The organism is Chryseomicrobium imtechense, from assembly GCF_041475995.1.
Lineage (GTDB): Bacteria > Bacillota > Bacilli > Bacillales_A > Planococcaceae > Chryseomicrobium > Chryseomicrobium aureum.
Window position 1 is genome coordinate 25,111 of the sequence record NZ_JBGOBM010000017.1, and the last position, 24,373, is coordinate 49,483.

Consider the following 24,373-nt stretch of genomic DNA (forward strand, 5'->3'; position numbering starts at 1 on the left):
ATGGCCACTTTTTTCCGGAAACGACCAATGCGCTATAGCATCGTCTTATTTGCCATTCTAGGCGTTGTCGCAACAGTCATTCTTTTCTCCCAATCCCTTTGGGTCGGCGTGCTTTTCGGACTCCTCGTAGCCGTTGTATCGGGTTACGCATGGGTGACGGAAAACCGGGTCTATCAAGAGACTGAAAAACATATTGAAACGATGTCATACCGGTTAAAGAAGGTAGGGGAAGAAGCCCTGCTGGAGATGCCGATCGGAATCGTCTTACTAAACGAAGCACAAGTCATTGAATGGGCAAATCCCTATATGACGAAGCAAATGCCGCAAGACTCCCTTATTGGGTTAGATGTGCATGACTTGTCTGATCAAATTCCGTCTGTATTGAATTCGGAAGAGATCAACGACAGTACGGTTGAAATCGGCGACAACAGTTACAAAGTATTTTATAAGCCAGAAGAGAAGCTGCTCTATTTCTTCGATGTCACAGAACAAGTTGAAATCGAGACGCTCTATTATGGCGACCGTACGGTTATTGGAATTTTGTTCATCGATAACTACGATGAAATCACGCAAGGCATGGACGACCAAGTACGTGGGCAACTGAACAGCTTGATCACGTCCACTGTGAATCATTGGGGTGCAGAGTATGGTATCTTCGTGAAACGCGTGGCGTCTGACCGCTTCATCGCAGTGTTGAACGAATCGATCCTATTAACGCTTGAGAAGACGAAATTTAGCATTCTCGATGAAATTCGAGACGTGACGACGACATTTGGGCACGGAGTGACACTAAGTGCCGGTGTCGGGACATCATCCACATCTCTTGTGGAGCTTGGAGAACTCGCGCAGTCCAGTCTAGACCTAGTACTAGGGCGCGGAGGAGACCAAGTCGCAATCAAACAAGCAGATGGAAAAGTAAAGTTCTACGGAGGCAAAACAAATCCTGTGGAGAAACGTACACGGGTACGAGCTCGCGTTATTTCCCACGCACTGCGTGACTTGATTCAAGATAGTGACCAAGTTCTCGTCATGGGCCACCGTTTACCGGATATGGACTCAATCGGAGCCGCTGTTGGTGTACGGAAGATGGCTGAGATGAACAAGGTCGATGGATTTGTTGTTGTTGACTTCCAAGAGCTTGATAAGAGCGTTTTGCGTTTGATGCATGAAATCAAGCAAAACGAGTCACTCTACTCACGCTTCATCACACCAGAAGAAGCGTTGAACCGGATGACGGACAAAACACTTCTTGTCGTTGTCGATACGCATAAGCCGAGTCTCGTCATTGATGACCGGTTGTTGCAGAAGGCGGAAAAAGTCGTCGTCATTGACCACCACCGTCGCGGGGAAGAGTTTATCGAAAATACGTTACTTGTCTATTTAGAGCCGTATGCATCTTCTACAGCAGAATTAGTAACCGAGCTCATCGAATATCAACCAAAGCATGATAAATTGACGATGCTCGAGGCGACCTCGATGCTTGCAGGGATCACGGTAGATACGAAGAGCTTTACATTACGCACCGGTGCTCGTACGTTTGAAGCAGCGTCGTACCTGCGTACGAATGGCGCAGACACCGTACTTGTACAGAGCCTACTAAAAGAAGACCTTGATACGTACGTAGAACGTGCGAAAATTATTCAGTCTGTCGAGTTTTATCACGAGGGGATTGCAATTGCACATGCACCTGAAGAAGCGGTGTACAATCAAATCCTGCTCGCACAAACTGCGGATATCTTATTGACGATGAACGATGTACGCGCATCCTTTGTCATCGGGCGCAGAGATGAATCTAAAGTCGGAATCAGTGCTCGTTCACTCGGAGACGTCAATGTGCAACTCGTAATGGAAAACTTAGGAGGTGGCGGTCATTTAACGAATGCTGCTACGCTTCTTGAAAACATAACGGTCGCAGAAGCTATCGACCAAGTAAAAGAAAGCATTGACCGAATTACGCAAGGAGGAACTGACCAATGAAAGTTGTATTTTTAAAAGATGTAAAAGGTAAAGGCAAAAAAGGCGAAATCAAAAACGTAGCAGACGGCTATGCGCATAACTTCTTGATTAAGAACGGCTATGCTGTAGAAGCAACATCATCTGCACTTTCAGCAGTAGAAGGCCAAAAGAAATTGACGGAAAAACAAGCCGCACAAGAGCTTGCGAATGCAGAAGCATTGAAAGAGGAGCTCGAAGCATTGACGGTTGAATTAAAAGCGAAATCTGGAGCAGACGGCCGTCTGTTCGGATCTGTGACGACAAAGCAAGTGGCAACCGCTCTTGAAAAAGTGCACGGTATCAAAGTCGACAAACGCAAGATGGAACTTGACGATGCAATCCGTACACTCGGTTACACAAACGTACCTGTTAAACTTCATCAAGACGTCACGGCAATATTGAAAGTTCACGTAACTGAAGAGTAAGGAGCGAATAAGATGAGCGAGCCGTTCATGGACAGAGTTCCCCCCCATAATCACGAAGCTGAACAATCCGTTATCGGTGCCATCTTTTTAGAACCACAGGCGCTGATTACGGCGGCAGAGGTCCTCGTACCCGATGATTTCTATCGCACGGCCCATCAGCGTATTTTCCACACGATGATTCGTCTCAGTGACCAAGGGAAGGCGATAGACGTCGTCACTGTCACAGAGGAGCTCTCGGCAAAGAAAGAGCTCGAAGACGTCGGTGGAATTGCTTATTTAAGTGAATTAGCAAATGCAGTACCGACAGCTGCAAACATCATCTACTATGCCCGTATCGTCGAAGAGAAGGCGCTTCTGCGTCGCCTGATCCGTGTAGCTACAAGTATTGTAGAAGACGGCTTCACGCGCGAGGATGAAGTAGCCGCTGTGTTATCAGAAGCTGAGAAGAAGATGATGGACGTCTCCAGTCGAAAAAATGCAGGAGACTTTCAAAACATCAAAGATGTCTTAGTGCAGACTTATGACAATATTGAGCAGTTGCATTCTCGGAAAGGCGATATCACCGGGGTTCCAACAGGATTCCGAGATCTCGACCGCATCACAGCCGGTTTCCAACGCAATGATTTGATCATAGTAGCTGCCCGGCCATCTGTTGGTAAGACGGCCTTCGCACTGAACGTGGCACAAAACGTCGCGACGAAGACCGATGAAAATGTCGCCATCTTCAGTCTCGAGATGGGTGCTGAACAGCTTGTTATGCGTATGCTCTGTGCGGAAGGAAACATCGACGCCCAGGTACTTCGTACAGGTGCCTTGACGAACGAGGATTGGAAGAAGCTCACGATGGCGATGGGAAGTCTTTCAAACGCCGGAATCTTTATCGATGATACACCAGGTATCCGAGTAACCGAAATTCGTGCAAAATGTCGTCGCTTGAAGCAGGAGTATGGTCTTGGCATGATTTTGATCGATTACTTGCAGCTGATCCAAGGGTCTGGCGGCAAAGGCGAGAACCGTCAACAGGAAGTATCGGAAATCTCCCGTTCTCTAAAAGCACTAGCACGTGAGTTGCAAGTACCCGTTATTGCCTTGTCGCAGCTCTCTCGTGGAGTAGAGCAACGACAAGACAAGCGTCCGATGATGTCCGATTTACGTGAGTCGGGTTCGATCGAGCAAGATGCCGATATCGTATCCTTCTTGTACCGTGAAGATTACTACGACAAAGAGACTGAAAATCAGAACATGATTGAAATCATTATTGCGAAGCAGCGGAATGGTCCAACTGGTACTGTCACACTTGCGTTCGTTAAAGAGTTCAACAAATTTGTCAATATTGATTGGAGCCAACATTCGGCTCCGCCTGCCTCCTAACAATAGGGGGCTTTTTTTGTAACTTTTTAGAGGACTAAAACGTATAGTTACAAACGAAAAGGAGTGGATGCAATGAAAAGCTTGATGGGTTGTCTGTTTGCCGTCGTCATTTTCATCATTTTAAGCATCATCGGAGTTTTTGCCTTTTTCACCTTAGCCCCACGAGAAAGTGTAGTAGAAATGTCTTCTTCAGGAATGGAGAGCGTATCGCCTAATGGGGACTATCGTGTGGAGATTATTGAACCTGGAGGGGGCGAGCCATATGAAGTGTACTATGGACGTTGGGAACAAGAAATTGAAGACATGAGCATGCTATATATGCCGATAGATGGCTATGCAAATCCGTCTATTGCTATTGAGTGGCAGGAAGAGAATGTGGCATACATCAAGATAATGGATGGGGAACAGGAAAAACGTGGCGTGACTTTAACAATTGGTGAAGAATAATACAAAAAACTTTGAAATCGTGACTTTTTATAAAGAATCAGCATCTAAACACGAACGTTTACAATTTAGACAATTCAGATGTTCGTAAATGGGTTGACGGAATGGGCATACGCTGATACACTGATACTGTTTGAAATAGGACACACAGTGTCTAGCGGAGGTGCTGATCATGCCATCAGTCGTAGTTGTAGGAACCCAATGGGGAGACGAAGGAAAAGGGAAAATCACAGACTTTCTTTCAGAGCATTCAGAAGTAATTGCACGTTACCAAGGTGGAAATAACGCAGGTCACACGATCATTTTCGGTGGAGAGACATACAAACTGCACTTGATTCCATCAGGTATCTTCTATAAAGATAAAATCTCAGTCATCGGAAACGGGATGGTTGTAGATCCAAAAGCTCTTGTGAAAGAGTTGAAAGGTCTTCATGAGCGCGGAGTGAGCACAGACAACTTGCGTATCTCTAACCGTGCCCACGTCATCTTACCGTACCACTTGAAGCAAGACGAAGTGGAGGAAGCCCGTCGTGGTGCGAATAAAATCGGCACGACAGGAAAAGGAATCGGCCCGGCATACATGGACAAAGCAGCACGTGTAGGAATCCGTATGGCTGACCTTTTAGACTACGAGACATTTAAAGAGAAACTAGACTTAAACTTAAAAGAGAAAAACCGCATGTTTGAAAAGTTCTACGAAACAGAAGGCTTCAAACTTGAGGATATTCTTGAAGAATACTATGCATACGGACAAGAAATTGAGAAGTATGTAACCGATACATCAAAAGTATTGAACGATGCTTTAGATGAAGGCCGTCGTGTTCTGTTTGAAGGCGCACAAGGTGTTATGTTAGACATCGACCAAGGGACGTATCCATTCGTTACATCGTCTAACCCAGTAGCAGGTGGCGTGACAATCGGAGCAGGTGTCGGTCCAACAAAGATCTCTCACGTTGTCGGTGTATGTAAGGCGTACACTTCACGTGTTGGTGACGGTCCTTTCCCAACAGAATTGTTTGATGAAATCGGCAACCAAATCCGCGAAGTCGGAAAAGAGTACGGAACAACAACGGGTCGCCCACGCCGCATCGGATGGTTTGATTCTGTCGTCGTTCGCCATGCACGCCGCGTGAGTGGATTGACTGACTTAACGGTGAACTCAATCGACGTATTAAGTGGTCTTGAGACAGTGAAGATCTGTACAGCGTATAGCTACAAAGGTGAGTTGATCACAGAATACCCAGCAAACCTACGTATGCTTGCAGACTGTGAGCCAGTCTATGAAGAAATGCCAGGCTGGTCAGAAGACGTGACGTCTTGCAAGTCACTTGACGAACTACCGGACAACGCACGTCACTACTTAGAGCGAATCGCTCAATTAACAGGCGTTCAAGTTTCAATCTTCTCGGTTGGTCCAGACCGTACACAAACAAATATCGTTTCTAGCGTTTGGCGCTAATACAAAACCTCTTCCTAGCAGTTGCTAAGAAGAGGTCTTTTTTTGTCTAATTCTGTATAATTTCGCGCAATTCAGAGAAATACTGAAATAATTGAAATATAAATTAGTTAGTATTTCATAGAAGTGAACCAAATACTTCTAGTAAATTGTAGGAACTGGAATCTATTTCACATTTTGATTACAAACGGGTCTATTCGTTCACTTTGCATAAATGGATATGGTAAATTAGAAGGGCATGAAAAATGCCAGAGTGTGTTTACAAACGGAAGGAGCTTTATCATGTTTTGGAATAAATCGAAGGAAGAATCGGCTGTTTTATCGACAGACGGACTTTCTAGGAAGAAAACCAATGTGATAAAGAAAGCAGCCATCACAGTAGTATTGCTTTCTGGGTTGTCCGTCAACTTCGCTTTTGCAGATGAAACTGCAGATAGTAAATTGACTACAATCTATCATATATATACAGAAGATCAGTACGTAGGTGCGATCTCAGACAAAAACGAAGTCGAGCAATTGAAGCGCAAAAAAATAGAAGCTTCCAAATCACAGTTCGAAGGTCTTTCGTTAACAGCTGGTAATAATTTCTCGGTGGTTGAAGAGAAAGTATTTACACCTGCTACGGACGACGCCACTACTTTAGAACAAGTAGAGGACCTCATTGAAGTGAATGCCAATGCATTCGCCATTTCAATCGATAACGAGGTGGCAGCCTACGTTAAAGATTTAGATGCTTACAATGAAGTGCTTCGGAAAGTGAAGTTGAACTACATTTCGGAGAAAGAGCTCAACTTTTTGGAAGCTAAAAACACTACTAGTAATTCTGTACCCGAATTACAGCCAGGTGAAACACGAATTAAAGATTTAACAATCGAACAGAACGTGTTCGGTGCCACTATGACGGTGAAGCCAGATGAGGTCTTGTCAGTCGACGAAGCAACAGAACGTTTATTGACGGGCGTTGAGAAACAAGAGACATATACAATCAAACAAGGCGATGTCATTTCAAAGATTGCAAGTGCTCATAACCTCTCTACAAACGAGTTAATTGAGTTGAATGAAGGACTAGAAGAAGGTGGGACACTCTCTATCGGCCAAGAGCTGAATGTCACGGTATTGCGCCCAGCTTTAAACTTCACAGCAACTTACGAGCAACGTGCGAAGGAAGAAATCGCATTTGATAAAGTAGTAGAAGAAACAGACACGCTCTACAAAGGCGACACCAAGGTGAAAACTAAAGGGGAAGCCGGCGAGCGTATTGCGACGTATGCCATCACAAAAGTGAATGGCCAAGAGACTGCCAAAGACATGGTGGAAGAGGAAATTACGAAGCAAGTGCAACATGAAGTAACACTAAAAGGTACGAAAGTGATGCCTTCTCGCGGAAGCGGATCATTCGCTTGGCCAGCACAAGGTGGGTATATCTCGAGCCATATGGGTCACCGCTGGGGTCGTATGCACCAAGGAATTGATATCGCACGTCCAAGCGGCTATGATATTTTAGCTTCTGATAATGGAGTTGTCGTAGCAGCTGGTGTAGAAGGTGGTCTTGGAAACCGTGTCGTGATTGATCACAACAACGGCTACCGCACAGTCTACGGTCACTTGAACTCAATCAGTGTTTCAGTAGGCCAAACCGTTCCACAAGGAACAAAAATTGGTGTCATGGGGAACACAGGTCGTTCTACCGGCACTCACTTACACTTTGAAGTCATTAAAAACGGCACGCACATCAATCCGATGTCTGTGTTGAAGTAATAGATAGGAAAGCCGCCCGAGGTTGGGCGGCTTTTGTTGTAGGAAGGGCTTATTGGTGAAGGGCTTGCTAGAAAGATCTTAGGACATTGGGGTTTGGCGTGGTGGTGGACGGCGGTGGGGGAGGATTTAGTTTCCATAACATGACTTCGGTAGAAGAAATTCCGGTTTGGGTAGAATAAAAGTGCGATTCGGTAGAACAAATATCGGTTTCGGTAGAAGAACGCCCGCTCAGTTTCTAGAGTATCGTTCTACACATCTAAACGAAATCGAGTTGCGCCTCCTAGAAATCCCGCAAGAAGCCATCGCGGCCCATGAAGCCAAGAGCGCTTCACGGTCCACGCTGTCATCTTGCGCAATTTCTGAACAGTCGGCTACACATCTAAAGAGAATATTTCCCGGGAAATAATACGACCATTTTCGACAGGAATGGGAAATAAAATGCGAAAATAGCGTGGGCATGGTATTGTTAAGGATAGTAGAGAACTAGAAAATAGGGGAAGTCTGAACGAATGATGGAGGAGAACGAACTATGAATAAGAAGATTCTCGTCGTAGATGACGAAAAACCGATTGCAGACATTCTGCAGTTTAACTTAAAAAAAGAAGGCTACCAAGTGGAATGTGCCTATGATGGGGACGAAGCGCTTGAGAAAGTTGAAGCCTTCCAACCCGATCTAATGTTACTTGATATCATGCTTCCGGGGCGTGACGGTATGGAAGTGTGCCGTGAAGTCCGCAAGAAGTATGAATTTCCGATTATTATGCTGACAGCAAAAGACTCTGAGATTGATAAAGTACTCGGACTTGAGCTAGGGGCAGACGATTATGTCACAAAGCCGTTCTCGACGCGTGAACTTATTGCGCGCGTGAAAGCCAACATGCGTCGCTCGCAAGTCGTGCCTGCTGAAGATATGGAAGCGAGTTCGAATGATATCCACATCGGACCGCTAACGATTCAGCCAGATGCCTATATGGTGATGAAGCGGGATGAAGCGATTGAGCTGACACACCGCGAATTTGAACTGCTGCACTACTTGGCGAAACATACAGGCCAAGTGATGACACGTGAACACTTACTGCAAACGGTATGGGGTTATGATTACTTCGGGGACGTGCGCACAGTCGATGTGACGATTCGTCGCCTGCGTGAAAAGATTGAAGACAATCCAAGTCATCCAAACTGGATTGTGACACGCCGTGGAGTGGGGTATTACCTGCGCAGTCCTGAACAGGAGTAGGAACATTCATGCATAGAGTAGGCTTTTTTAAATCAATTCACGTTAAAATCGTGTTGATTTATATTTTATTAATATTGATCGCGATGCAGATTATCGGGCTCTATTTCGTACGAGAGCTCGAAGAATCTTTCCGCAACAACTTCCAGGATTCCGTCACCGAACGTGTCGGACTCATGGAGTTTAGCGTGCGCGAAGAACTGATACGAGAACGAGGCGAAGAGGACGCGACGACCGAACAAAGTCTGCGTTCTATTTTGGCTGGCTTAAATTCGAGTGACATCAACGAGATTCGTGTCATCGATGACCGCTATCAAATCCTCGGGACCTCAGACAATGAAAATCAAAGCATCGTCGGGCAACGTTCAGTTGATGAACTAGTGCGCCGGACAATCAGCTCAGAAAATCCAGAGAGTATGATTTCCCTCGATAAAGTAACCCGCGAGCGAATCTGGATCCTCGCTACACCGATCACCTCTCAAGGCAATGTAATCGGCGCACTGTACGTTGAATCAGACATTGAAAAAGTGTTTAGCCAGATGGATGAGATCAATCAGATTTTAGCCGGAGGAACAGCTGTCTCTCTCGGTATCACCATTATCCTTGGTATTTTTATCGCCCGCACGATCACGCATCCGATTTCCGATATGCGAAAACAAGCGCAAGCCATGGCGCGTGGGAATTTCTCGCGTAAAGTTAAAGTCTACGGAGACGATGAGATCGGGCAGCTTGCGATTGCCTTTAACCATTTAACGAATCGATTACAAGAAGCCCAATCGACGACCGATGCCGAACGGCGAAAGCTTGCATCCGTTCTTGCGAATATGACAGATGGGGTTATTGCGACTGACCGCAAAGGCCGCGTAATCCTAATCAATGATCCGGCACTGGAGTTACTCAATGTAAACCGCGACAGCGTCCTCAATCGTCCAATCACATCTGTCCTGACGATTGACGAAGACACGACATTTGAAGACTTGATTCATCAACAAGAACCGATGTCGCTGAACTACAGCACCTATGACATGCCGTATATTTTACGCGCAAACTTCTCTGTTATTCAGAAAGAGACCGGTTTTGTGAATGGTCTGATTGCCGTCCTGCATGACGTGACCGAGCAGGAGAAGATTGATATGGAACGCCGGGAATTCGTTGCGAACGTTTCGCATGAGTTACGTACGCCACTGACAACGATGAGCAGCTATCTTGAAGCGCTTGCTGAAGGTGCTTGGAAAGATGAGACGATTGCCCCGAACTTCTTAGGTGTTACGCAGACTGAGACGGCCCGGATGATTCGTCTTGTAAATGACTTGCTCCAACTTTCGAAAATGGATAGCCGAGACTACGATCTTAACATAGAGGTCATAAACTTCAACCAGTTCTTCCACCGCATTATCGACCGCTTTGAAATGTCGAAGTCTCAAAATGTGTCGTTCTCACGTATGCTTCCGGAAAAAGAGTATTTTGTTGCCATCGACCCAGACAAATTGACGCAAGTGATCGACAACATCATCTCGAACGCGCTGAAGTACTCACCAGACGGGGGAACAGTGCGCTTTGGCTTTACGGTCAAAGACGAAATGATGCAGGTTATGATCTCGGATGACGGGATGGGAATTCCTAAAGAGAATGTCGATAAAATCTTTGAACGTTTCTACCGTGTGGACCGTGCGCGTGCCCGCTCTATGGGTGGTACGGGTCTTGGACTTGCGATTGCGCGCGAGATGATTGAAGCGCATGGTGGGAAAATTTGGGCAGAAAGTGAAGAGGGCTACGGAACAAACATCTTCTTTACGCTGCACGTCGAGCCAGAGGAGAGTGAGTGGGAATGAGATATCTGGAACATGTAAAAAGTGCCGTTCTTGTCATCTTGATTGCCCTCAGTGTGCTCTTGACATTCTCCATCTGGACGTATACACCGCCTTACGCAACACTTGAGGATACACCAGTCGTCGATATTGCGATTGCGGAAAAGAAGCGGACGAGTGACGTCATCAAACCGTACCGCATGTTGATTAGTTATACGGGCGCTTCGGCGATGAAAGGTTCCCTACAGTCGAGCGAGATGGATGGCTTGATGGGCATCATGCGTATGTGGACTTTGAACCCGCCGCAGCTGACCAATAATGAAGCGACGACGGACCAACTCAATGAAATGATTCGCGATACAAATCAACTTGTCTTTTATTACCCGACAGAAATCCCGATCCAAAGTTTCCGTCAGATCATTCCGTTTAGCGACCAAGCCATTCCAGACTTTTCGTTCAACCATATGATTGTGCACTGGGAAAATGGAGACGGAGACCTGTCGATTCACGTGAAATTTATCAACACCGTCTCACAGCGCGTATTCCGCTCGGATGTCGCGGATGTGGATGTTGCAGAATTCTTGAATCGTGTAGAAGATATGGACCGCAGATTGCCAGTGTTCAATGAAATTGTACGAGATAGTTTGCAGTCGCTTTATGTATCATCTGTTCAAGTACCTCTTGAAGAATATACTTTTGGATTAGAAGAGATCTCCCCGGAAAAGTTCAAAAATGCATTATTTACGAATCCGAACCTTGTACGCAGTAATCCAGTTGGCGTTTCGTCCCAGCAGTATACAGACGATAGTGCGCTGATGAACATCGATTATGCACCGCGTCGAATCAGTTACGTGCACCCGGCCTCGGAAACGGAGCTTCCAGGAGACTCGGCGACACTGGTCACGGATAGCATCGAGTTCGTCAACGAACACGAGGGATGGACGGATGATTACCGCTTGAGTCGCATCAATGCGCGTGGTCAGCAGATCAACTTCCAGATGCATTTGAAAGGGCTACCCGTGTTTAGTGACACAATGGCAACAGACATGACGCAGTACTGGGGACTTGATCAGGTCTACCGTTACATTCGTCCGTACTACACGCTGAACCAGTCATCACCTTTCCGCACGACACGTAAGCAGTTGCCGTCTGGTCAGTACATTTACGATTACTTGATTTCCCAAGCATCTGTAGATATCAATCTTGTGACGGATATCAAACCGGGCTACTACGTCCGACGCGATTCGTCCCAACCGATTTTGACGCTTGAGCCGTACTGGTTCTATCAAGTCAATGAGACATGGGTGCGAATCACACCAGAACTGTCAGGAGGTGGCGCGATTGGATTGGAGTAGAACCAAAACTATTTTCATCGTCGTGTTCTCCATCTTGAACGTGTTTTTGATGTCGCTGTATGTGGACCGTTACAACGAATCCATCGGTCTTCAAAGCACGCTCGAAGGCTCGACATCGTTTGAAGAACGTCTCGCTGCAGATTCCATCACGGTGCCGAGGCTGACCAACATGCCGACAAACGTCGCTTACGTATCGGGAACTGTGCACAATTTCACTCCAGATGAATTAGAACAGCTACCGAATGCAGACGTGAGGTCATCAACGGATGGGATCCTGGAAGTGGAACTAGTTGAGCCAGTTTCCGTAGAAGGTGACATGACAGTGGAAAGCGTTGTACAGGAACATGCACACGAAGGCCAGGACTATAAGATCTGGTCGACCGATTCAGAGACGAACACAGCCCTCCTGTTCCAACAAGTAAATGACCGTAGCGTGTACCACAATTCGCGTGCATTCATCTTGGTTCGCTGGAATGAAGAAGGCGAAGTGACGGGGTTCACACAGACATACCTCGAAGACCTCGAAGACTATAACGAAGAACGTAGCTTGATCACGTACATGAGTGCCATTGAAGTGCTGTACAACCGCTCGTTAATTCTTCCAGGAGCGGAAGTGACGGAAGTCAGCCTTGGCTATTCGACTCTCGCACAGCTCGGGGAGACACAGGTGTTTTCGCCAACATGGGCCGTGAAGGTTGAGCTGGCAGATGGTACAATGGAAGAGTACTTCGTCAATGCAATCGACAGTCGAATTCTCGACATCCCGATTGATGCAGTAGAGTCAGAAGATACAGAGGAGTAATCAGCATGAGATTTAGTGTATTGGCGAGCGGCAGTACCGGCAACGCCATTTACGTTGAAAACGAGGAGCACTCCTTTTTAGTAGATGCCGGACTGAGCGGAAAGAAAATGGAGCAGTTGTTTCAGCAAATCGACCGAGATGCCCGCAAGTTGAGCGGAATCTTAGTCACGCATGAACACAGTGATCATATAAAAGGGCTAGGCGTCATGGCCCGCAAATATAAAGTGCCAATTTATGCGAACGCGAAGACGTGGCAGGCGATGGACCATCACCTCGGTGTCATCCCGACCGACCAGCGCTTCCAGTTCGATATGGAGACGGTCAAAACATTCGGTGGACTCGACATCCAATCGTTCCAAGTATCCCACGATGCAGCCGAGCCGATGTTCTACGTGTTTCACGAGAACGGCAGAAAGCTCGCGCTTATCACCGACACGGGGTATGTCAGTGACCGGATGAAAGGCTACATCAAAGGCTCTGATGCGTTTGTGTTTGAAAGCAACCACGACGTGGGGATGCTGCAGATGGGCCGCTATCCTTGGTCTGTCAAACGCCGCATTCTTTCAGACGTCGGTCACGTTTCAAACGAAGACGCGGCTGTTGCGATGAGCGAAGTGGTCGATTTGAAGCCGACGCAGATCTACCTGTCGCATTTAAGTAAAGACAACAATATGAAAGACCTTGCACATATGAGCGTTGAACAAACGCTGCGCTCGTGCGGAATCATCGCTGGTGAGTATGTGCATTTGCACGGCACCGACGCAGAAATTCCAACACCGCTTGTGGAAGTATAAGTAGTCTCGAAACAGTCTCCTAGAATCAGGGGGCTGTTTTTTTTAATAAACTTTTAAGCAATTTTCATCTAATTTTCATCTTCTTAGGGTACAGTATACATATACAGTACAACAAAGGAGATGACGAAGATGGATGATTACAGACCATACAATCCGTACGCGGAAGATCCACAGCCGCCAAAACGTTCAGAAAAACCAGAGAAAAAACGAGGAATTGCCGGCTACTTTTTAGCGGGACTTTCCGGAGTACTCGTCGGTGCATTGCTACTTTGGTTCATGATGCCGAGCTTGCAGAGCGCCCTTCCGAACAATGGAACACGCACTGCAGGCAACATCACTCAGACCGAGCAAGTGAGCACGGAAGTCACGACAGACATCACCTCGGCTGTTGAAAAGACCTCGGCAGCAGTCGTCGGAATCACGAACTTGCAGGAAGTGAATAATTTCTGGAGCAGCGAACAGTCCGGTGAACAAGAAGCAGGAACGGGATCTGGCGTTATTTATAAAGTCGAAGGTGACCGCGCATTTATCGTGACGAATCATCACGTAGTGGACGGAGCCAACTCGATTGAAGTGACACTTGCTGGCGGGAAAAAAGTCAGTGCTGAATTAGTAGGTAGTGACGTTTGGACCGACTTAGCTGTACTTGAAATGGACGCAACGGACGTAGAAACGGTGATTGAATTTGGAGACTCGGATGCGTTAACGCAAGGTGAACCGGTTATCGCAATCGGGAATCCACTTGGCCTCGATTTCTTCGGGTCGGTCACAACAGGAATTCTTTCCGGGAAAGAACGTGTCATCCCAGTGGACTTGAACGAAGATGGACAACAAGACTGGCAGACAGAAGTGCTTCAGACAGATGCGGCAATCAACCCAGGGAACAGCGGTGGTGCATTGATCAACATCGCGGGACAACTGATTGGAATCAACTCGATGAAAATCTCGACAACAACAGTTGAAGGAATTGGACTTGCGATTCCAATCAACTCAGCCATTCCAATCATTGAAGACCTTGAACAAAACGGTGAAGTGAAACGCCCGACGATGGGAGTGACGCTCGTCGATGTGGAACAAGTTCCATCCTTCCACCAGCAAGAAACATTAAAACTTCCAGAAGATATTACAACTGGTGTTGTGGTAGATGAAGTGTTTGATAACTCTCCAGCTGCAGCAGCAGGCATGCAACAATATGATGTCATTGTGGAACTAGATGGAGAAAAGGTTGAAAATATGCTCGACCTTCGCCAATATCTCTACACAGAAAAAGAAGTGGGCGATACAATGGATGTGAAAGTATACCGCCAAGGTGAGATTGTAGAATTCACATTGGAACTGACAGACAACAACGCATTATAAGATGTGGATAACTAAATTCACTTCACAAAAGATTTACACAGGGAGCAGGAGGACGAAGTGGCGTCTTTCCTGCTTCTTTTTTATTTGTTACAATAGGGTGTGGATAAACTAGTACGAATTGTGAATAACTTTGTGCATAATCCTAATTGTCAGAGGAGGTCGAATAATGGAGAAATACGCATGCGAAACCCATGTAAATCAAGTACTTGACGAGGTAACGGCGTCGACAGGAGAATTTCCGATTCTTGAAAAGCTCGAGAATCCAGAAAACTTATCCACACGCTGTGAACATTGTGAACAGGCAGCTATATATATCGTAGCTGGAAAAAAATAAGACACAACATGTAGATAACCTATGTGGATATGTGGATAACTAATGTGGACAATGTGTTTGTAAATGAACTGTAAAGGTGGATAACCTGTGAATATCACAATTGTGACGGTTGGAAAGTTAAAAGAAAAGTATTTAAAAATGGGCATCGAAGAATACGCAAAACGTCTCGGCGCTTATGCAAAAATCGAACAGATCGAAGTGCCAGATGAAAAAGCTCCAGAAAATTTAAGTGACGCGGACATGGAAATCGTCAAACGCAAAGAAGGCGAGCGCATCTTAGCCAAAATTCACCCAGACGCACATGTCATCGCTCTTGCCATTAACGGGAAGACGCGCAGCTCTGAAGAACTCGCTGCGCATCTCAATTCCCTCATGACATACGGCACCAGCAAAATTGTCTTTGTCATCGGCGGATCCCTCGGTCTGCACGACGATGTCTTAAAGCGATCAAATGAGCAGCTTTCGTTTGGGAAGATGACACTGCCGCATCAATTAATGAAGCTTGTGTTGTTGGAGCAGGTGTATCGGAGTTTCAGGATTATTAAGGGGGAGCCATACCATAAGTAGCTCTAACGAATAATCATTTTGAGGGAGGAAGAGCAGATGAATTTCAAAGTAGGTGAACTTCTTCAAGCAGTTGAAAACAATGATGTAGGAAAAGTAGAATCTATTTTACAATATTCGCCCTATCCAATAAATGAAACAAATGACAAAGGGGAATCTCCTTTACTAATTGCCACACATAAGAACTATATTGATGTGGCAAAACGTTTGATTGATGCAGGCGCTGATATCAACCAGCAAGATCATATTCAGGACAGCCCGTATTTGTATGCGGGGGCACAAGGGAAAACTGAGATTTTGAAGTATATGATTGTACATGCTGAGCCAAATCATTCGGTCGTGAATCGCTATGGTGGCAATGCTTTGATTCCGGCAGCGGAAAAAGGCCATTTAGAGAATGTGAAGGTTCTTCTGCAAGACGGGAAAGCAGATATCGATCATCAAAATAATTATGGCTATACGGCTTTGATTGAAGCAGTGGCGTTAACGGACGGTTCAGCGCTGTATCAGGAGATTGTTCAAGAATTACTGAAGTATAATGCGAATAAAGAGCTACGTGACAATCGTGGAAAAACTGCACTAGATTATGCTAAGGAAAAAGGCTACACAGCAATGGTTCGACTGTTAGAAGCCTAAAAAACATCTCAAAAAATTATATGGAATGTTTAGTAATGTTATTTTTAAAAAAGTACCTGTTCCTTAAAAAAGAGTTCTAATTTAGTTCTTCTAGGGAGTCCAGCTTTGCTGTGTTCCTTTTTTCTATGGAAAATGAAGCGGAGTAAATAATATTTTTATATTAGTATTAGTATCAAGTTAAGATAAATATGTCATTAATTTAAATGAAAACATTGTATGAAACATAAATATTTCCCAATTTACTTCTTATTAAATTGTACGAAAAATACTCAAATATATTAGGAATTTGATGAATTTAGTTTTAATTTTTTTTAACCTCATTTTTTTTTAAAATATATACATTTTATAGTTTATTTTCCCAATACCAAAATTTCCCAATGAATTATATTACACATAAGTGAAATATTTGGAAGAATATTTACTAAAAAAATGAGAGAGGTGTAATGATGAATATAAGATTAAAGTTCACAAAAATTGTAATAGCATTAGCTTTGGTAGGAAGTTTCATAAATCCTAGTAGTTCTATGGCCGAAGAGAATTTAGATGAAAAAATCGTTCATAATCCTGATGATACAATGCTAATAAAATCTGAGGTATTCACGTTTGATAACACTGGTAATAGTATTTTAAAAACAACAAAACCAAATAAATACGGGGAGATTTCACCAATGGTAGTTGATCCAGGAAGAGGGGCAGTTAAGATTAATGATGGACTTTCTACACTGAATGGTATTAGAGGCCGTACAGCAAGAGACTTTTCAAATATGGAAACTTTTAAAGCTGCTTCCCTTACAATTGCTACATACATACCTGTAGTAGGTCAATGGATTGAAAAAGGATCATCAATTTGGTCACAACTTTCAAATGTAAAAACTGATATAGGGAGTGGTACTGGAACTAATGTGAGATCGGAGACTGAATATACTGACCGTTATTTTTACCACTGGTTATATGTATATGACGGGGTTTGGAAGGATTACGGATATAGTCAAAGTAGGTACTGGTACAAACTTGTTTCTTTGCGTTATATTGATAAAACATGTGACTGCGTTCGTATTACAGGCTATGATTTTAGTAAACTGCAAAATAGCCCTTCAAAGATTTCTAAAGCCCCAAACTATATGAATAAAACTCGTTTATCAACTATTGTAAAAGAGCGGTGGAACACTGGCCTAGGAAAATACTTTGAAAGCTATTAACTGTCAAATAGACATCATCTTACGCTTACCTATTTTTACTGAAGGTATTGCTGTGTGTAATCCTTATCAACATAATAGTAAAAAACATCTAGTAAAGGACGGATAGCAATGAAATCTTTAGTTAGTTTTATGTACTTATTATTTGTATGTCTCGTCTTAATGGGTTGTGCAAGTGAGAATCAAACCTCGGATAGCGAGTATATCGAGATGGAGTACGAAGATGTCGTCAAAAATGTAAATGAAATAGATCCGTCTAATAATCCCATATTTGATTTGATTTCTATTTCTATTACCGACTTTCAAATTGCTGAAGAGAGTGAAATTGAAAATCGCCTCGATTTCTCATTTGATATTGCAAATATCAGTGATAAAGATATTGAGATTTCTTATTTGGCCTATTTCCCAAAAGAATTAAGTCAGTATTACTTAAGTAGAGAAAAATTCGATACGTCTAATGGGATTTTAGAGAAAAATCAACTGCTTAAAGCCAGTTTATCAACACTCGTTAAAAATGAAGATTATATAGAAAAAGAAGAAAAGGATTTTATTGATCAAAATGGACAATTTGCATATATGGTAGTCAGAATTGATCAAGAAGATTACTTTCTTAAGTTCTCACTAACTGAGTAGGTTATAATTAATTTTATAAAAACACCCCCACAATACATGAGGATGTCTGATTCAAAGTGCGTTCAACAAAAACTGGATTGTGACGATAACGAGGGCGACAAAGATCACTCTCTCGACTAAGCCACCTGTCCGGAAATGGGCGATACGGAATCGCTTCGCTTTCGGTATAGGGAATAGAAGCGGCACCCCTTGAGGGTTCAGCATGTCGAGCAGTACGTGGCTAAGTGCACCGATAAAGAAGCCAATTGCGATTGGGTAAGCGTAAGAGCTGAATTCTGTCACTTCTAGCCCGGAAAAGAGAAGCAGGCTAAACAATCCAATGATAAGTGGGGAGTGGGTTGCTCCGCGATGGGTGGTCGTGCGTCTTACTAAAAAGCCAAAAGGTTTCAAGCGGTTGCTGATGAAACTATTCTTGTGGTCGATGTCTGGCGCAACCGAGCCGACTAGGGTGGCGACGGCAAATGGGACCACTTGCTCTGGCGACACATACTCGGTATGTTGAAGGACCGCGAGTGTAATGAGCGCCCCGCCAGCGAAATGGGTCTTGTATTGCATGAGAAACCTCCTAATATATACTGCTCATCTATAATACGAGGTATCTGGGTACGATACAATCCAACAAATTAAGTATTCAGGAACCATTATGTAATCTATACCTACATTCTTATATTGAAGACGATTTAAAAGTAATGTCATAAGAACTTAGCGAGAAGTGAAATCATTCTTGCTAAGTTCTTTTTTATTGCTCAATACAAGGAATATATAGTAAATCGAAGTAAATGACCTAAATCTGTAATTTTTTTGTTAACCTTTCTAATAGTGAAACGTTTTAAAGGTGGGAGGTTTGAAATGAATGATTCCATAATGGGGAGAAAATTAAATGAACTACTAAAGTTTGTTTACTCGTACTTAATTAAAATGGGTGCTTCCAAGGAGGACGCAGAAGATATTATTCAAGATACTGCGTATAAATTCTTAAAATACATAGATTCCATTCAAGTGGATAAAGTCCAAAGTTGGCTATTTAGGGTAGCTATAAACCACTATTATGATCTTTACCGTAAGAAATCTAAACAAAGAGAAATAGTATTAAAATTCAACATACTAGAAATATTTGATGAGGAAACACCTGAAAGAGTTCTCATGCAAAGCGAATTAGAAAGAGACATACATGAAGTCTTAGTAAAACTAAATCCAAAGCACAGGCAGCTACTTCTTTTGAAATACAGTACAGGTTTGAAAATCAAAGAGATAGCAGAACTCTACAACATGAAAGAAGGGTCAGTTAAAACGATTTTGCATAGAGCGAGACAAGAATTTATCGAACACTATAGGAGGCATGAAAATGAGCAAGGAAAATGATTTTTTTCCTAGGGATTTAGAATTTGAAGGTCTAGTAAAAAAGGCTAAGAGGCGTTCGACTTTAAAAATGGTGATTATTTCATCAGTTATAAGTGCCATCGTATTAGTTGGATTATATAGTGCAGCCAATCTTGTAATGAAAATAAAAATGGAAAAAGAAACAGACTTAGATTCCGCTTGGAGCGAAGTGAAAGGAGCCAATGTCGAAGAGAGAGGAGGCATCTTTCACTACTCCATAACTTCTGCAACGGCCAAAACGAAGTTAGTAAAAGTTGTTGGAGGGGTCCCAATTCCCTGGGGAGAACGTGAAAAAGTCTTTTCAATTTTTGGTTCTTCTCAACTTGTTTCAGATAATGGTGCGTTCGCATTAGGGAATTCAGATGATGCGCGCATTCCTATGTACTATGAAGGGGAAAGAATTGTTGAATTCTTTCATCCCAAAGTAGACTATGAACAGCTTCTCGATGAAAGAATCTTACTAAATGAGATTGAGGATAGTAGAGTTGTGGAGATGGCTATCTCATTTGATGATAGTTATTCAATAGAGGAAGTAAACGAGGTATTTGAAAAACAAGTAGCTTGGTATTGGGTAGATACGTTTAGCGAAGAACAAATAGAAAGAGATACGAATTTTAATAAAGATGAAAATTTTCCGGATACGACGGTCTATGGGTTTGAAGCATACGGATTTTCACATAACCCAAATGCAGAGAATTATTCGGCTTCGGAGTTTATAGCAAACCTAGAGAAAGTTAAGGAAGATGGTGGTGATTATCAAGAGGATGCTGAGAGAATCATTACTACTCTGACCAATCAAGGTGAGATACCACTAGAACCTCAAAGTCTCAGAATCAGTGGTGTGATAGTTACAGGAAAGCCAAGCGAGCTAGTAAGCTTACTTGATGAACCTATAATTCGAGGCGCTACATTAGGGGCGACAACAGATCTATATTAACTATTGCCAGTGTGATAATAACTTTTGAAAAGAGGACTTAAAAATGATGAAGAAAGCTATAATTTCAAGCGCTATAATCTGTTCAATCTTATTAGTTGGGTGTAGCAATAATGACGTCTTAGAAAGCGAACTGGAAGCAGCACTTTCACAGGAAACTATATCCTCTGAATTACAAAATGAACTAATCGCGTCTATCACTGAAGAAACGGAACTTGATAGTGAATCACTAGCAATCATGATTGATGGTGGAGTGGACGAATATACAGTTTCAGTTGGTTTCCCGAACGATGCAGATAGCGATGGAGAGATGATTCAAAAACTAGTTGAAGAGGTGATTCAAGACCTTTCTGAAACTGAAGCGGCTACTGAAGATAAAATAGTGATGAAAATAAAGGTTGAGCAGTACTAATCGTAAAATTCATGGAAATCATATCTGCCCCCATCGAGATGATACAATACTTGTATATATGATGAAACGAGGCGATTGTCATTCACTCCATACATAAACTAGGAGAGCGGTTTTGGTACATTTCCGCTATTTCTTTAACCGACCGTCCGATTCTTGGAATGGTGACGGGCACTGAGAAGACACTCCTGATTGATGCAGGAAATTCGGAAGAGCATGTGACTTATTTTATCCAAGAGCTGAACAAGAGGGCTGTTCCGAATCCAGATGTAGTTGTACTGACGCATTGGCACTGGGACCATATCCTTGGACTTTCCGCACTACGGGATACAGTTTCTCTTGCTTCGAAACAGACTGCTACGGAGATGGAGAAGTTACTGCCATACTCGTGGTCAGATGAAGCCATTGATGAGCGAGTACGAGAAGGCGTGGAAATTGAGTTTTGTGCCAAAGCAATCAAAGAGGAATACAAAGATCACCGAGATATCAAAGTGACGTTGCCAGACAGTACAATCGATAAAAAAGCAAAGATTCATCTTGGCGGTGTGACCTGTATCGTGCAGCATGTCGGAGGCGACCACGCGGAAGACTCGGTCGTTGTGTACATACCGGAAGAGAAAATTCTTTTCCTCGGCGACTGCATCTATCCGAAGATGTACGCAGAAAAAGTACACTACACGGTTGATAAAACCTTGCGACTACTCGACGTATTGGAATCGTTTGATGCAGAAACGTACATCCCTTCGCACCAGCAGCCGATTTCCAAAGTGGAATTTGATCAGGAAGTAGCATTGCTTCGAACTCTTGCAAACTATACAAAGAGTTGCCAAGGTGATCAGCTGAAAATAACGGAACATTATAAAGCCGACGTGAAGAGAGAGCTCACCGAAGACGAACTCGAGACAATCTCTTATTTTGTGGACGGATATAAACAATAAAGAGGAACCGCACCAGGAGTAGGTGTGGTTTTTTTAGAATGGATGATAGGATGAAAAAGGTTTTAAGTTGGATCGGGGTAGCACTTGTTAGTGTGCTTAGTGTTGTATTGAGTTTAGCCACATCAGTAAATCTCGTAGGTTCACTAGGTGGAAGTTTGAACTCAACTAAAATTGATTGGCATATCGAGGAGCTACGAGAACTTGAGTGGTTCAATGCTTTATATGAGAGTGAACACCATCGGAAAAGCTTTTTTGCGAATCGGAAGGTCAGAAAGTATTTGCAGAGTAGCATTCTAGTTTCGCGGTTGAAGACGAGTGAGTGGGAGCAGCGGAGATTTCTTCGATTGTTAGAAAAGAAGGCGGAGTTGCGAGAGAAAAGAATTGAAATGACAAACTAACTTGTCTATCTATAAATATTGCACAAACAAACTCTATTTATTTACCAATATGTAGTAAATTCATTTCATATAAAATATAATGATTCTAAACATTAAATAATAAGAGGGGTAAATTATGTCTAAATTAGATTTAAACCCAAACGAGTCAATTATATTACAAAGTAAAAATGTCGCATCCGGAAAAATTTTAGCTGTTCATACAGATGAACTTATCCTAACGAATCAAAATGTTATACATATTTCAAAAGGGGTTCTTGGAAATACAAAAAGTATTAGAAAGTTCCCTGTTAACCAAATCAAAACTTACAATGGAGAACCTCAAGTTATTTTAGGTAAAGATAGAAATAGTTTACCAAGACTTGAGTTGTATTTCTTAAGTGGACAAGAAAACTTCTGTTTCCAATCCTTACGGAAAAAAGAAGCTAAACAATGGGTTGATGCAATTTATAAATTAATTACTGGAAATGAGACTGTTAAAGCATCTTGGGAATCGGCAATTCCAGGGTCTGAATTTTTAGCGAAAAAAATTAAAGGTACTATGGATGCCTTCAAAGATACTTTGGCTGATAATAGTAATAGAGTAGTTTCATCAAAAAAGGTTACACAGAAGTGTGGTTCATGCTCTGCACCTCTTACAGGATTTAAAGGCCAAGTTATTCAATGTAAATATTGTGATACAGCTCAAGCTTTATAAATAGGGGGGGACATAATGGGGATTATTAAAGCTTTTAGTGGAAGTCTTAGTAGTACAATTGCTGATCAATGGAAAGAGATAATCATACCAGGGGCATTCGATGAATATACAGCGATTTCACCAGGTTTTAGGAAATCAGGGACTACTGGCGGTATGGGGACACAGAATCAATCAAATAGTGTGATTACAAATGGTTCAATAATTTATGTACCTGAAAATGTAGCAGCATTTATATTTAGTAAATCTGGAATTGAAGAAGTCATAACAGAAGCAGGTGGTTATGAATATCAAAAAGGTCAAAGTTCATTATTAAATGGAGAAGACATTGATCAATCAATATTTAAGCAAGCTAAAACTAGAATTGGTTTTGGTGGACTATCCCCAGACCATAAACAAGTAGCATTTATAAATCTACGTGAAATAAGAGATATTAAGTTTGGGACTCGTGGTGCACAGGTTTATCATGACTTTTTCTATGAAACGGATCTGGAGATTTTTGCTTATGGATCATTTACAATTCAAGTTAAAAATCCAGATACATTTATAAAGAAATTTGTTCCTCCCAACATAACTTATTATTCATTCAGTGATTATCAAGTTAGATCGCAAATATTATCTGAATTCCTTCAATCGTTTACAGTAGTATTGAATTCACTTTCAAACACATACAGAATTTCTCAATTGCCATCCCAAGCTAATACTATCTCAAATATGGTAGCAAAAGATTCGACAAATGCTGGTACCTGGGGCGAACGCTTTGGATTTGAAATTGTGAAAGTATCAATCGAGAATATTGAATTTACTCCTGATTCAAGAGAATTAGTTAAACAATATTCCACGAACAAAATGAACATGAAAGCCTACGATAATGTTTCTCAAAAAACATCTAATATTGCTGCTCAACAAAAAATTGCACAAGGAGTTCTTGAAAATGGTTTAGGAAATGTCGGAGGAATGATTTTTAGTGCTAATACTGTGCAGGGTTTAGGTCCAAGTGCAGAAACTAACAAAACAATGTCACTTGATGAACAAATTGAACTTCTTAAGAAATTAAAAAATCTTGTAGATGCAGGAATTCTTACAGATGATGAATTTAATACAAAGAAGAAAGAAATAATGGATTTATAATTAAACTTTAGAGTGGTTCCTTAAAAGTCAAATTAGAAAACTTACTACTTAAGTTTCAATAAAAGAATTTAGAGGGTTAATTTTATATTAAGATATTCTAGAACAGTGGATTCTTAATACTGTTTGAATTTTTGATGATGAGAACTGTAAGTTAAATCAAAGGTAAATAGAACAGAAGTAAACCACCTGAAATTGTTTTAAAACAATTTCAGGTGGTTATTATTATAATCTGAATACCCCCTGCAATGCAGGGGGTTCCTGAGAGCTTTCAGCTATGGACAAAAAAATCCCCTCATCATACGATATTTTCAGGTCTAGCCAACCGAAA

Annotated in this window: 24 protein-coding genes; 23 read left to right on the plus strand and 1 reads right to left on the minus strand. The window is 42.6% G+C overall.

Going from position 1 to position 24,373, the window contains the following annotated elements; genetic code table 11:
- The 17 genes from AB5N96_RS12485 (at window position 1) to AB5N96_RS12565 (ending at window position 18,164) form a co-directional block, all read left to right on the plus strand.
- A complete protein-coding gene (locus AB5N96_RS12485; RefSeq protein ID WP_204591186.1) occupies window positions 1-1,977 on the plus strand; it encodes a DHH family phosphoesterase in 1,977 nt (658 codons plus the stop codon).
- On the plus strand, window positions 1,974-2,420 hold the full coding sequence (rplI, locus tag AB5N96_RS12490; RefSeq protein WP_204591183.1) for a 50S ribosomal protein L9: 447 nt from the start codon (window positions 1,974-1,976) through the stop codon (window positions 2,418-2,420). Before AB5N96_RS12485 ends, rplI begins: the two co-directional genes overlap by 4 nt.
- Window positions 2,421-2,432: 12 nt before the next feature.
- Window positions 2,433-3,791 (plus strand): replicative DNA helicase, encoded by a 1,359-nt coding sequence (gene dnaB / locus AB5N96_RS12495; RefSeq protein ID WP_204591182.1) that lies wholly within the window; start codon window positions 2,433-2,435, stop codon window positions 3,789-3,791.
- Between the two features lie 72 nt (window positions 3,792-3,863).
- The gene (locus tag AB5N96_RS12500; RefSeq protein ID WP_204591180.1) at window positions 3,864-4,238 is read left to right on the plus strand and encodes a hypothetical protein; all 375 of its coding nucleotides are present in this window, start codon (window positions 3,864-3,866) and stop codon (window positions 4,236-4,238) included.
- 169 nt (window positions 4,239-4,407) lie between these two features.
- A complete protein-coding gene (locus AB5N96_RS12505) occupies window positions 4,408-5,694 on the plus strand; it encodes an adenylosuccinate synthase (protein WP_204591178.1) in 1,287 nt (428 codons plus the stop codon).
- A gap of 279 nt (window positions 5,695-5,973) precedes the next feature.
- A complete protein-coding gene (locus tag AB5N96_RS12510; RefSeq protein WP_499705684.1) occupies window positions 5,974-7,449 on the plus strand; it encodes a peptidoglycan DD-metalloendopeptidase family protein in 1,476 nt (491 codons plus the stop codon).
- 529 nt (window positions 7,450-7,978) lie between these two features.
- Window positions 7,979-8,686 (plus strand): response regulator YycF, encoded by a 708-nt coding sequence (gene yycF, locus AB5N96_RS12515; RefSeq protein ID WP_204591173.1) that lies wholly within the window; start codon window positions 7,979-7,981, stop codon window positions 8,684-8,686.
- An 8-nt stretch (window positions 8,687-8,694) separates the two neighbouring features.
- Entirely contained in the window at window positions 8,695-10,515 is a 1,821-nt protein-coding gene (gene walK / locus AB5N96_RS12520) for a cell wall metabolism sensor histidine kinase WalK (protein ID WP_392455214.1), read from the plus strand.
- Complete coding sequence (locus AB5N96_RS12525; RefSeq protein ID WP_499705685.1) at window positions 10,512-11,846, plus strand: YycH family regulatory protein; 1,335 nt, start codon at window positions 10,512-10,514, stop codon at window positions 11,844-11,846. Before walK ends, AB5N96_RS12525 begins: the two co-directional genes overlap by 4 nt.
- The gene (locus AB5N96_RS12530) at window positions 11,833-12,648 is read left to right on the plus strand and encodes a two-component system regulatory protein YycI (protein ID WP_204591167.1); all 816 of its coding nucleotides are present in this window, start codon (window positions 11,833-11,835) and stop codon (window positions 12,646-12,648) included. Before AB5N96_RS12525 ends, AB5N96_RS12530 begins: the two co-directional genes overlap by 14 nt.
- Before the next feature lie 5 nt (window positions 12,649-12,653).
- Complete coding sequence (locus tag AB5N96_RS12535) at window positions 12,654-13,442, plus strand: MBL fold metallo-hydrolase (protein WP_499705686.1); 789 nt, start codon at window positions 12,654-12,656, stop codon at window positions 13,440-13,442.
- Between the two features lie 129 nt (window positions 13,443-13,571).
- The gene (locus tag AB5N96_RS12540) at window positions 13,572-14,801 is read left to right on the plus strand and encodes a S1C family serine protease (protein WP_392455217.1); all 1,230 of its coding nucleotides are present in this window, start codon (window positions 13,572-13,574) and stop codon (window positions 14,799-14,801) included.
- A gap of 166 nt (window positions 14,802-14,967) precedes the next feature.
- Window positions 14,968-15,135 carry a CxxH/CxxC protein gene (locus AB5N96_RS12545; RefSeq protein ID WP_392455218.1) on the plus strand — a complete coding sequence of 56 codons (168 nt, stop codon included), beginning with the start codon at window positions 14,968-14,970 and terminating at the stop codon, window positions 15,133-15,135.
- Window positions 15,136-15,222: 87 nt separating this feature from the next.
- Window positions 15,223-15,702 (plus strand): 23S rRNA (pseudouridine(1915)-N(3))-methyltransferase RlmH, encoded by a 480-nt coding sequence (gene rlmH, locus AB5N96_RS12550; RefSeq protein WP_499705687.1) that lies wholly within the window; start codon window positions 15,223-15,225, stop codon window positions 15,700-15,702.
- Between the two features lie 36 nt (window positions 15,703-15,738).
- Window positions 15,739-16,335, plus strand: a complete 597-nt coding sequence (locus AB5N96_RS12555) for an ankyrin repeat domain-containing protein (RefSeq protein ID WP_499705688.1) — start codon at window positions 15,739-15,741, stop codon at window positions 16,333-16,335.
- Window positions 16,336-16,781: 446 nt separating this feature from the next.
- Window positions 16,782-17,534 carry a hypothetical protein gene (locus tag AB5N96_RS12560; protein ID WP_499705689.1) on the plus strand — a complete coding sequence of 251 codons (753 nt, stop codon included), beginning with the start codon at window positions 16,782-16,784 and terminating at the stop codon, window positions 17,532-17,534.
- Between the two features lie 108 nt (window positions 17,535-17,642).
- Window positions 17,643-18,164 carry a hypothetical protein gene (locus tag AB5N96_RS12565; protein WP_499705690.1) on the plus strand — a complete coding sequence of 174 codons (522 nt, stop codon included), beginning with the start codon at window positions 17,643-17,645 and terminating at the stop codon, window positions 18,162-18,164.
- 51 nt (window positions 18,165-18,215) lie between these two features.
- On the opposite strand, the gene AB5N96_RS12570 is transcribed toward AB5N96_RS12565, so the two are convergent.
- The gene (locus AB5N96_RS12570; RefSeq protein WP_499705691.1) at window positions 18,216-18,719 is read right to left on the minus strand and encodes a metal-dependent hydrolase; all 504 of its coding nucleotides are present in this window, start codon (window positions 18,717-18,719) and stop codon (window positions 18,216-18,218) included.
- A 294-nt stretch (window positions 18,720-19,013) separates the two neighbouring features.
- Here AB5N96_RS12570 and AB5N96_RS12575 point away from each other — a divergent pair, with 294 nt between their 5' ends.
- The 6 genes from AB5N96_RS12575 to AB5N96_RS12600 all read left to right on the plus strand — a co-directional run bounded on the left by AB5N96_RS12575 (window position 19,014) and on the right by AB5N96_RS12600 (window position 24,045).
- Window positions 19,014-19,526: an RNA polymerase sigma factor gene (locus AB5N96_RS12575; RefSeq protein ID WP_499705692.1), complete on the plus strand. Its 513-nt coding sequence runs from the start codon at window positions 19,014-19,016 to the stop codon at window positions 19,524-19,526.
- Entirely contained in the window at window positions 19,510-20,481 is a 972-nt protein-coding gene (locus AB5N96_RS12580) for an anti sigma factor C-terminal domain-containing protein (RefSeq protein WP_499705693.1), read from the plus strand. The genes AB5N96_RS12575 and AB5N96_RS12580 overlap by 17 nt, the downstream gene beginning before the upstream one ends.
- 43 nt (window positions 20,482-20,524) lie before the next feature.
- Entirely contained in the window at window positions 20,525-20,890 is a 366-nt protein-coding gene (locus AB5N96_RS12585) for a topoisomerase (RefSeq protein WP_499705694.1), read from the plus strand.
- Window positions 20,891-20,970: 80 nt separating this feature from the next.
- The gene (locus AB5N96_RS12590) at window positions 20,971-21,825 is read left to right on the plus strand and encodes an MBL fold metallo-hydrolase (RefSeq protein WP_499705698.1); all 855 of its coding nucleotides are present in this window, start codon (window positions 20,971-20,973) and stop codon (window positions 21,823-21,825) included.
- A gap of 513 nt (window positions 21,826-22,338) precedes the next feature.
- Window positions 22,339-22,917 carry a hypothetical protein gene (locus AB5N96_RS12595; RefSeq protein ID WP_499705695.1) on the plus strand — a complete coding sequence of 193 codons (579 nt, stop codon included), beginning with the start codon at window positions 22,339-22,341 and terminating at the stop codon, window positions 22,915-22,917.
- Between the two features lie 15 nt (window positions 22,918-22,932).
- Window positions 22,933-24,045: an SPFH domain-containing protein gene (locus AB5N96_RS12600; protein ID WP_499705696.1), complete on the plus strand. Its 1,113-nt coding sequence runs from the start codon at window positions 22,933-22,935 to the stop codon at window positions 24,043-24,045.
- Window positions 24,046-24,373 lie beyond the last annotated feature (328 nt).

What these genes read in the sequence shown, in the direction of transcription:
- AB5N96_RS12485 (WP_204591186.1), top strand. Translation starts at nt 1, where the DNA reads ATGGCCACTTTTTTCCGGAAACGACCAATGCGCTATAGCATCGTCTTA.
- rplI (WP_204591183.1), top strand. Translation starts at nt 1,974, where the DNA reads ATGAAAGTTGTATTTTTAAAAGATGTAAAAGGTAAAGGCAAAAAAGGC.
- dnaB (WP_204591182.1), top strand. Translation starts at nt 2,433, where the DNA reads ATGAGCGAGCCGTTCATGGACAGAGTTCCCCCCCATAATCACGAAGCT.
- AB5N96_RS12500 (WP_204591180.1), top strand. Translation starts at nt 3,864, where the DNA reads ATGAAAAGCTTGATGGGTTGTCTGTTTGCCGTCGTCATTTTCATCATT.
- AB5N96_RS12505 (WP_204591178.1), top strand. Translation starts at nt 4,408, where the DNA reads ATGCCATCAGTCGTAGTTGTAGGAACCCAATGGGGAGACGAAGGAAAA.
- AB5N96_RS12510 (WP_499705684.1), top strand. Translation starts at nt 5,974, where the DNA reads ATGTTTTGGAATAAATCGAAGGAAGAATCGGCTGTTTTATCGACAGAC.
- yycF (WP_204591173.1), top strand. Translation starts at nt 7,979, where the DNA reads ATGAATAAGAAGATTCTCGTCGTAGATGACGAAAAACCGATTGCAGAC.
- walK (WP_392455214.1), top strand. Translation starts at nt 8,695, where the DNA reads ATGCATAGAGTAGGCTTTTTTAAATCAATTCACGTTAAAATCGTGTTG.
- AB5N96_RS12525 (WP_499705685.1), top strand. Translation starts at nt 10,512, where the DNA reads ATGAGATATCTGGAACATGTAAAAAGTGCCGTTCTTGTCATCTTGATT.
- AB5N96_RS12535 (WP_499705686.1), top strand. Translation starts at nt 12,654, where the DNA reads ATGAGATTTAGTGTATTGGCGAGCGGCAGTACCGGCAACGCCATTTAC.
- AB5N96_RS12540 (WP_392455217.1), top strand. Translation starts at nt 13,572, where the DNA reads ATGGATGATTACAGACCATACAATCCGTACGCGGAAGATCCACAGCCG.
- AB5N96_RS12545 (WP_392455218.1), top strand. Translation starts at nt 14,968, where the DNA reads ATGGAGAAATACGCATGCGAAACCCATGTAAATCAAGTACTTGACGAG.
- AB5N96_RS12555 (WP_499705688.1), top strand. Translation starts at nt 15,739, where the DNA reads ATGAATTTCAAAGTAGGTGAACTTCTTCAAGCAGTTGAAAACAATGAT.
- AB5N96_RS12560 (WP_499705689.1), top strand. Translation starts at nt 16,782, where the DNA reads ATGAATATAAGATTAAAGTTCACAAAAATTGTAATAGCATTAGCTTTG.
- AB5N96_RS12565 (WP_499705690.1), top strand. Translation starts at nt 17,643, where the DNA reads ATGAAATCTTTAGTTAGTTTTATGTACTTATTATTTGTATGTCTCGTC.
- AB5N96_RS12570 (WP_499705691.1), bottom strand. Translation starts at nt 18,719, where the DNA reads ATGCAATACAAGACCCATTTCGCTGGCGGGGCGCTCATTACACTCGCG.
- AB5N96_RS12575 (WP_499705692.1), top strand. Translation starts at nt 19,014, where the DNA reads ATGAATGATTCCATAATGGGGAGAAAATTAAATGAACTACTAAAGTTT.
- AB5N96_RS12580 (WP_499705693.1), top strand. Translation starts at nt 19,510, where the DNA reads ATGAGCAAGGAAAATGATTTTTTTCCTAGGGATTTAGAATTTGAAGGT.
- AB5N96_RS12585 (WP_499705694.1), top strand. Translation starts at nt 20,525, where the DNA reads ATGATGAAGAAAGCTATAATTTCAAGCGCTATAATCTGTTCAATCTTA.
- AB5N96_RS12595 (WP_499705695.1), top strand. Translation starts at nt 22,339, where the DNA reads ATGTCTAAATTAGATTTAAACCCAAACGAGTCAATTATATTACAAAGT.
- AB5N96_RS12600 (WP_499705696.1), top strand. Translation starts at nt 22,933, where the DNA reads ATGGGGATTATTAAAGCTTTTAGTGGAAGTCTTAGTAGTACAATTGCT.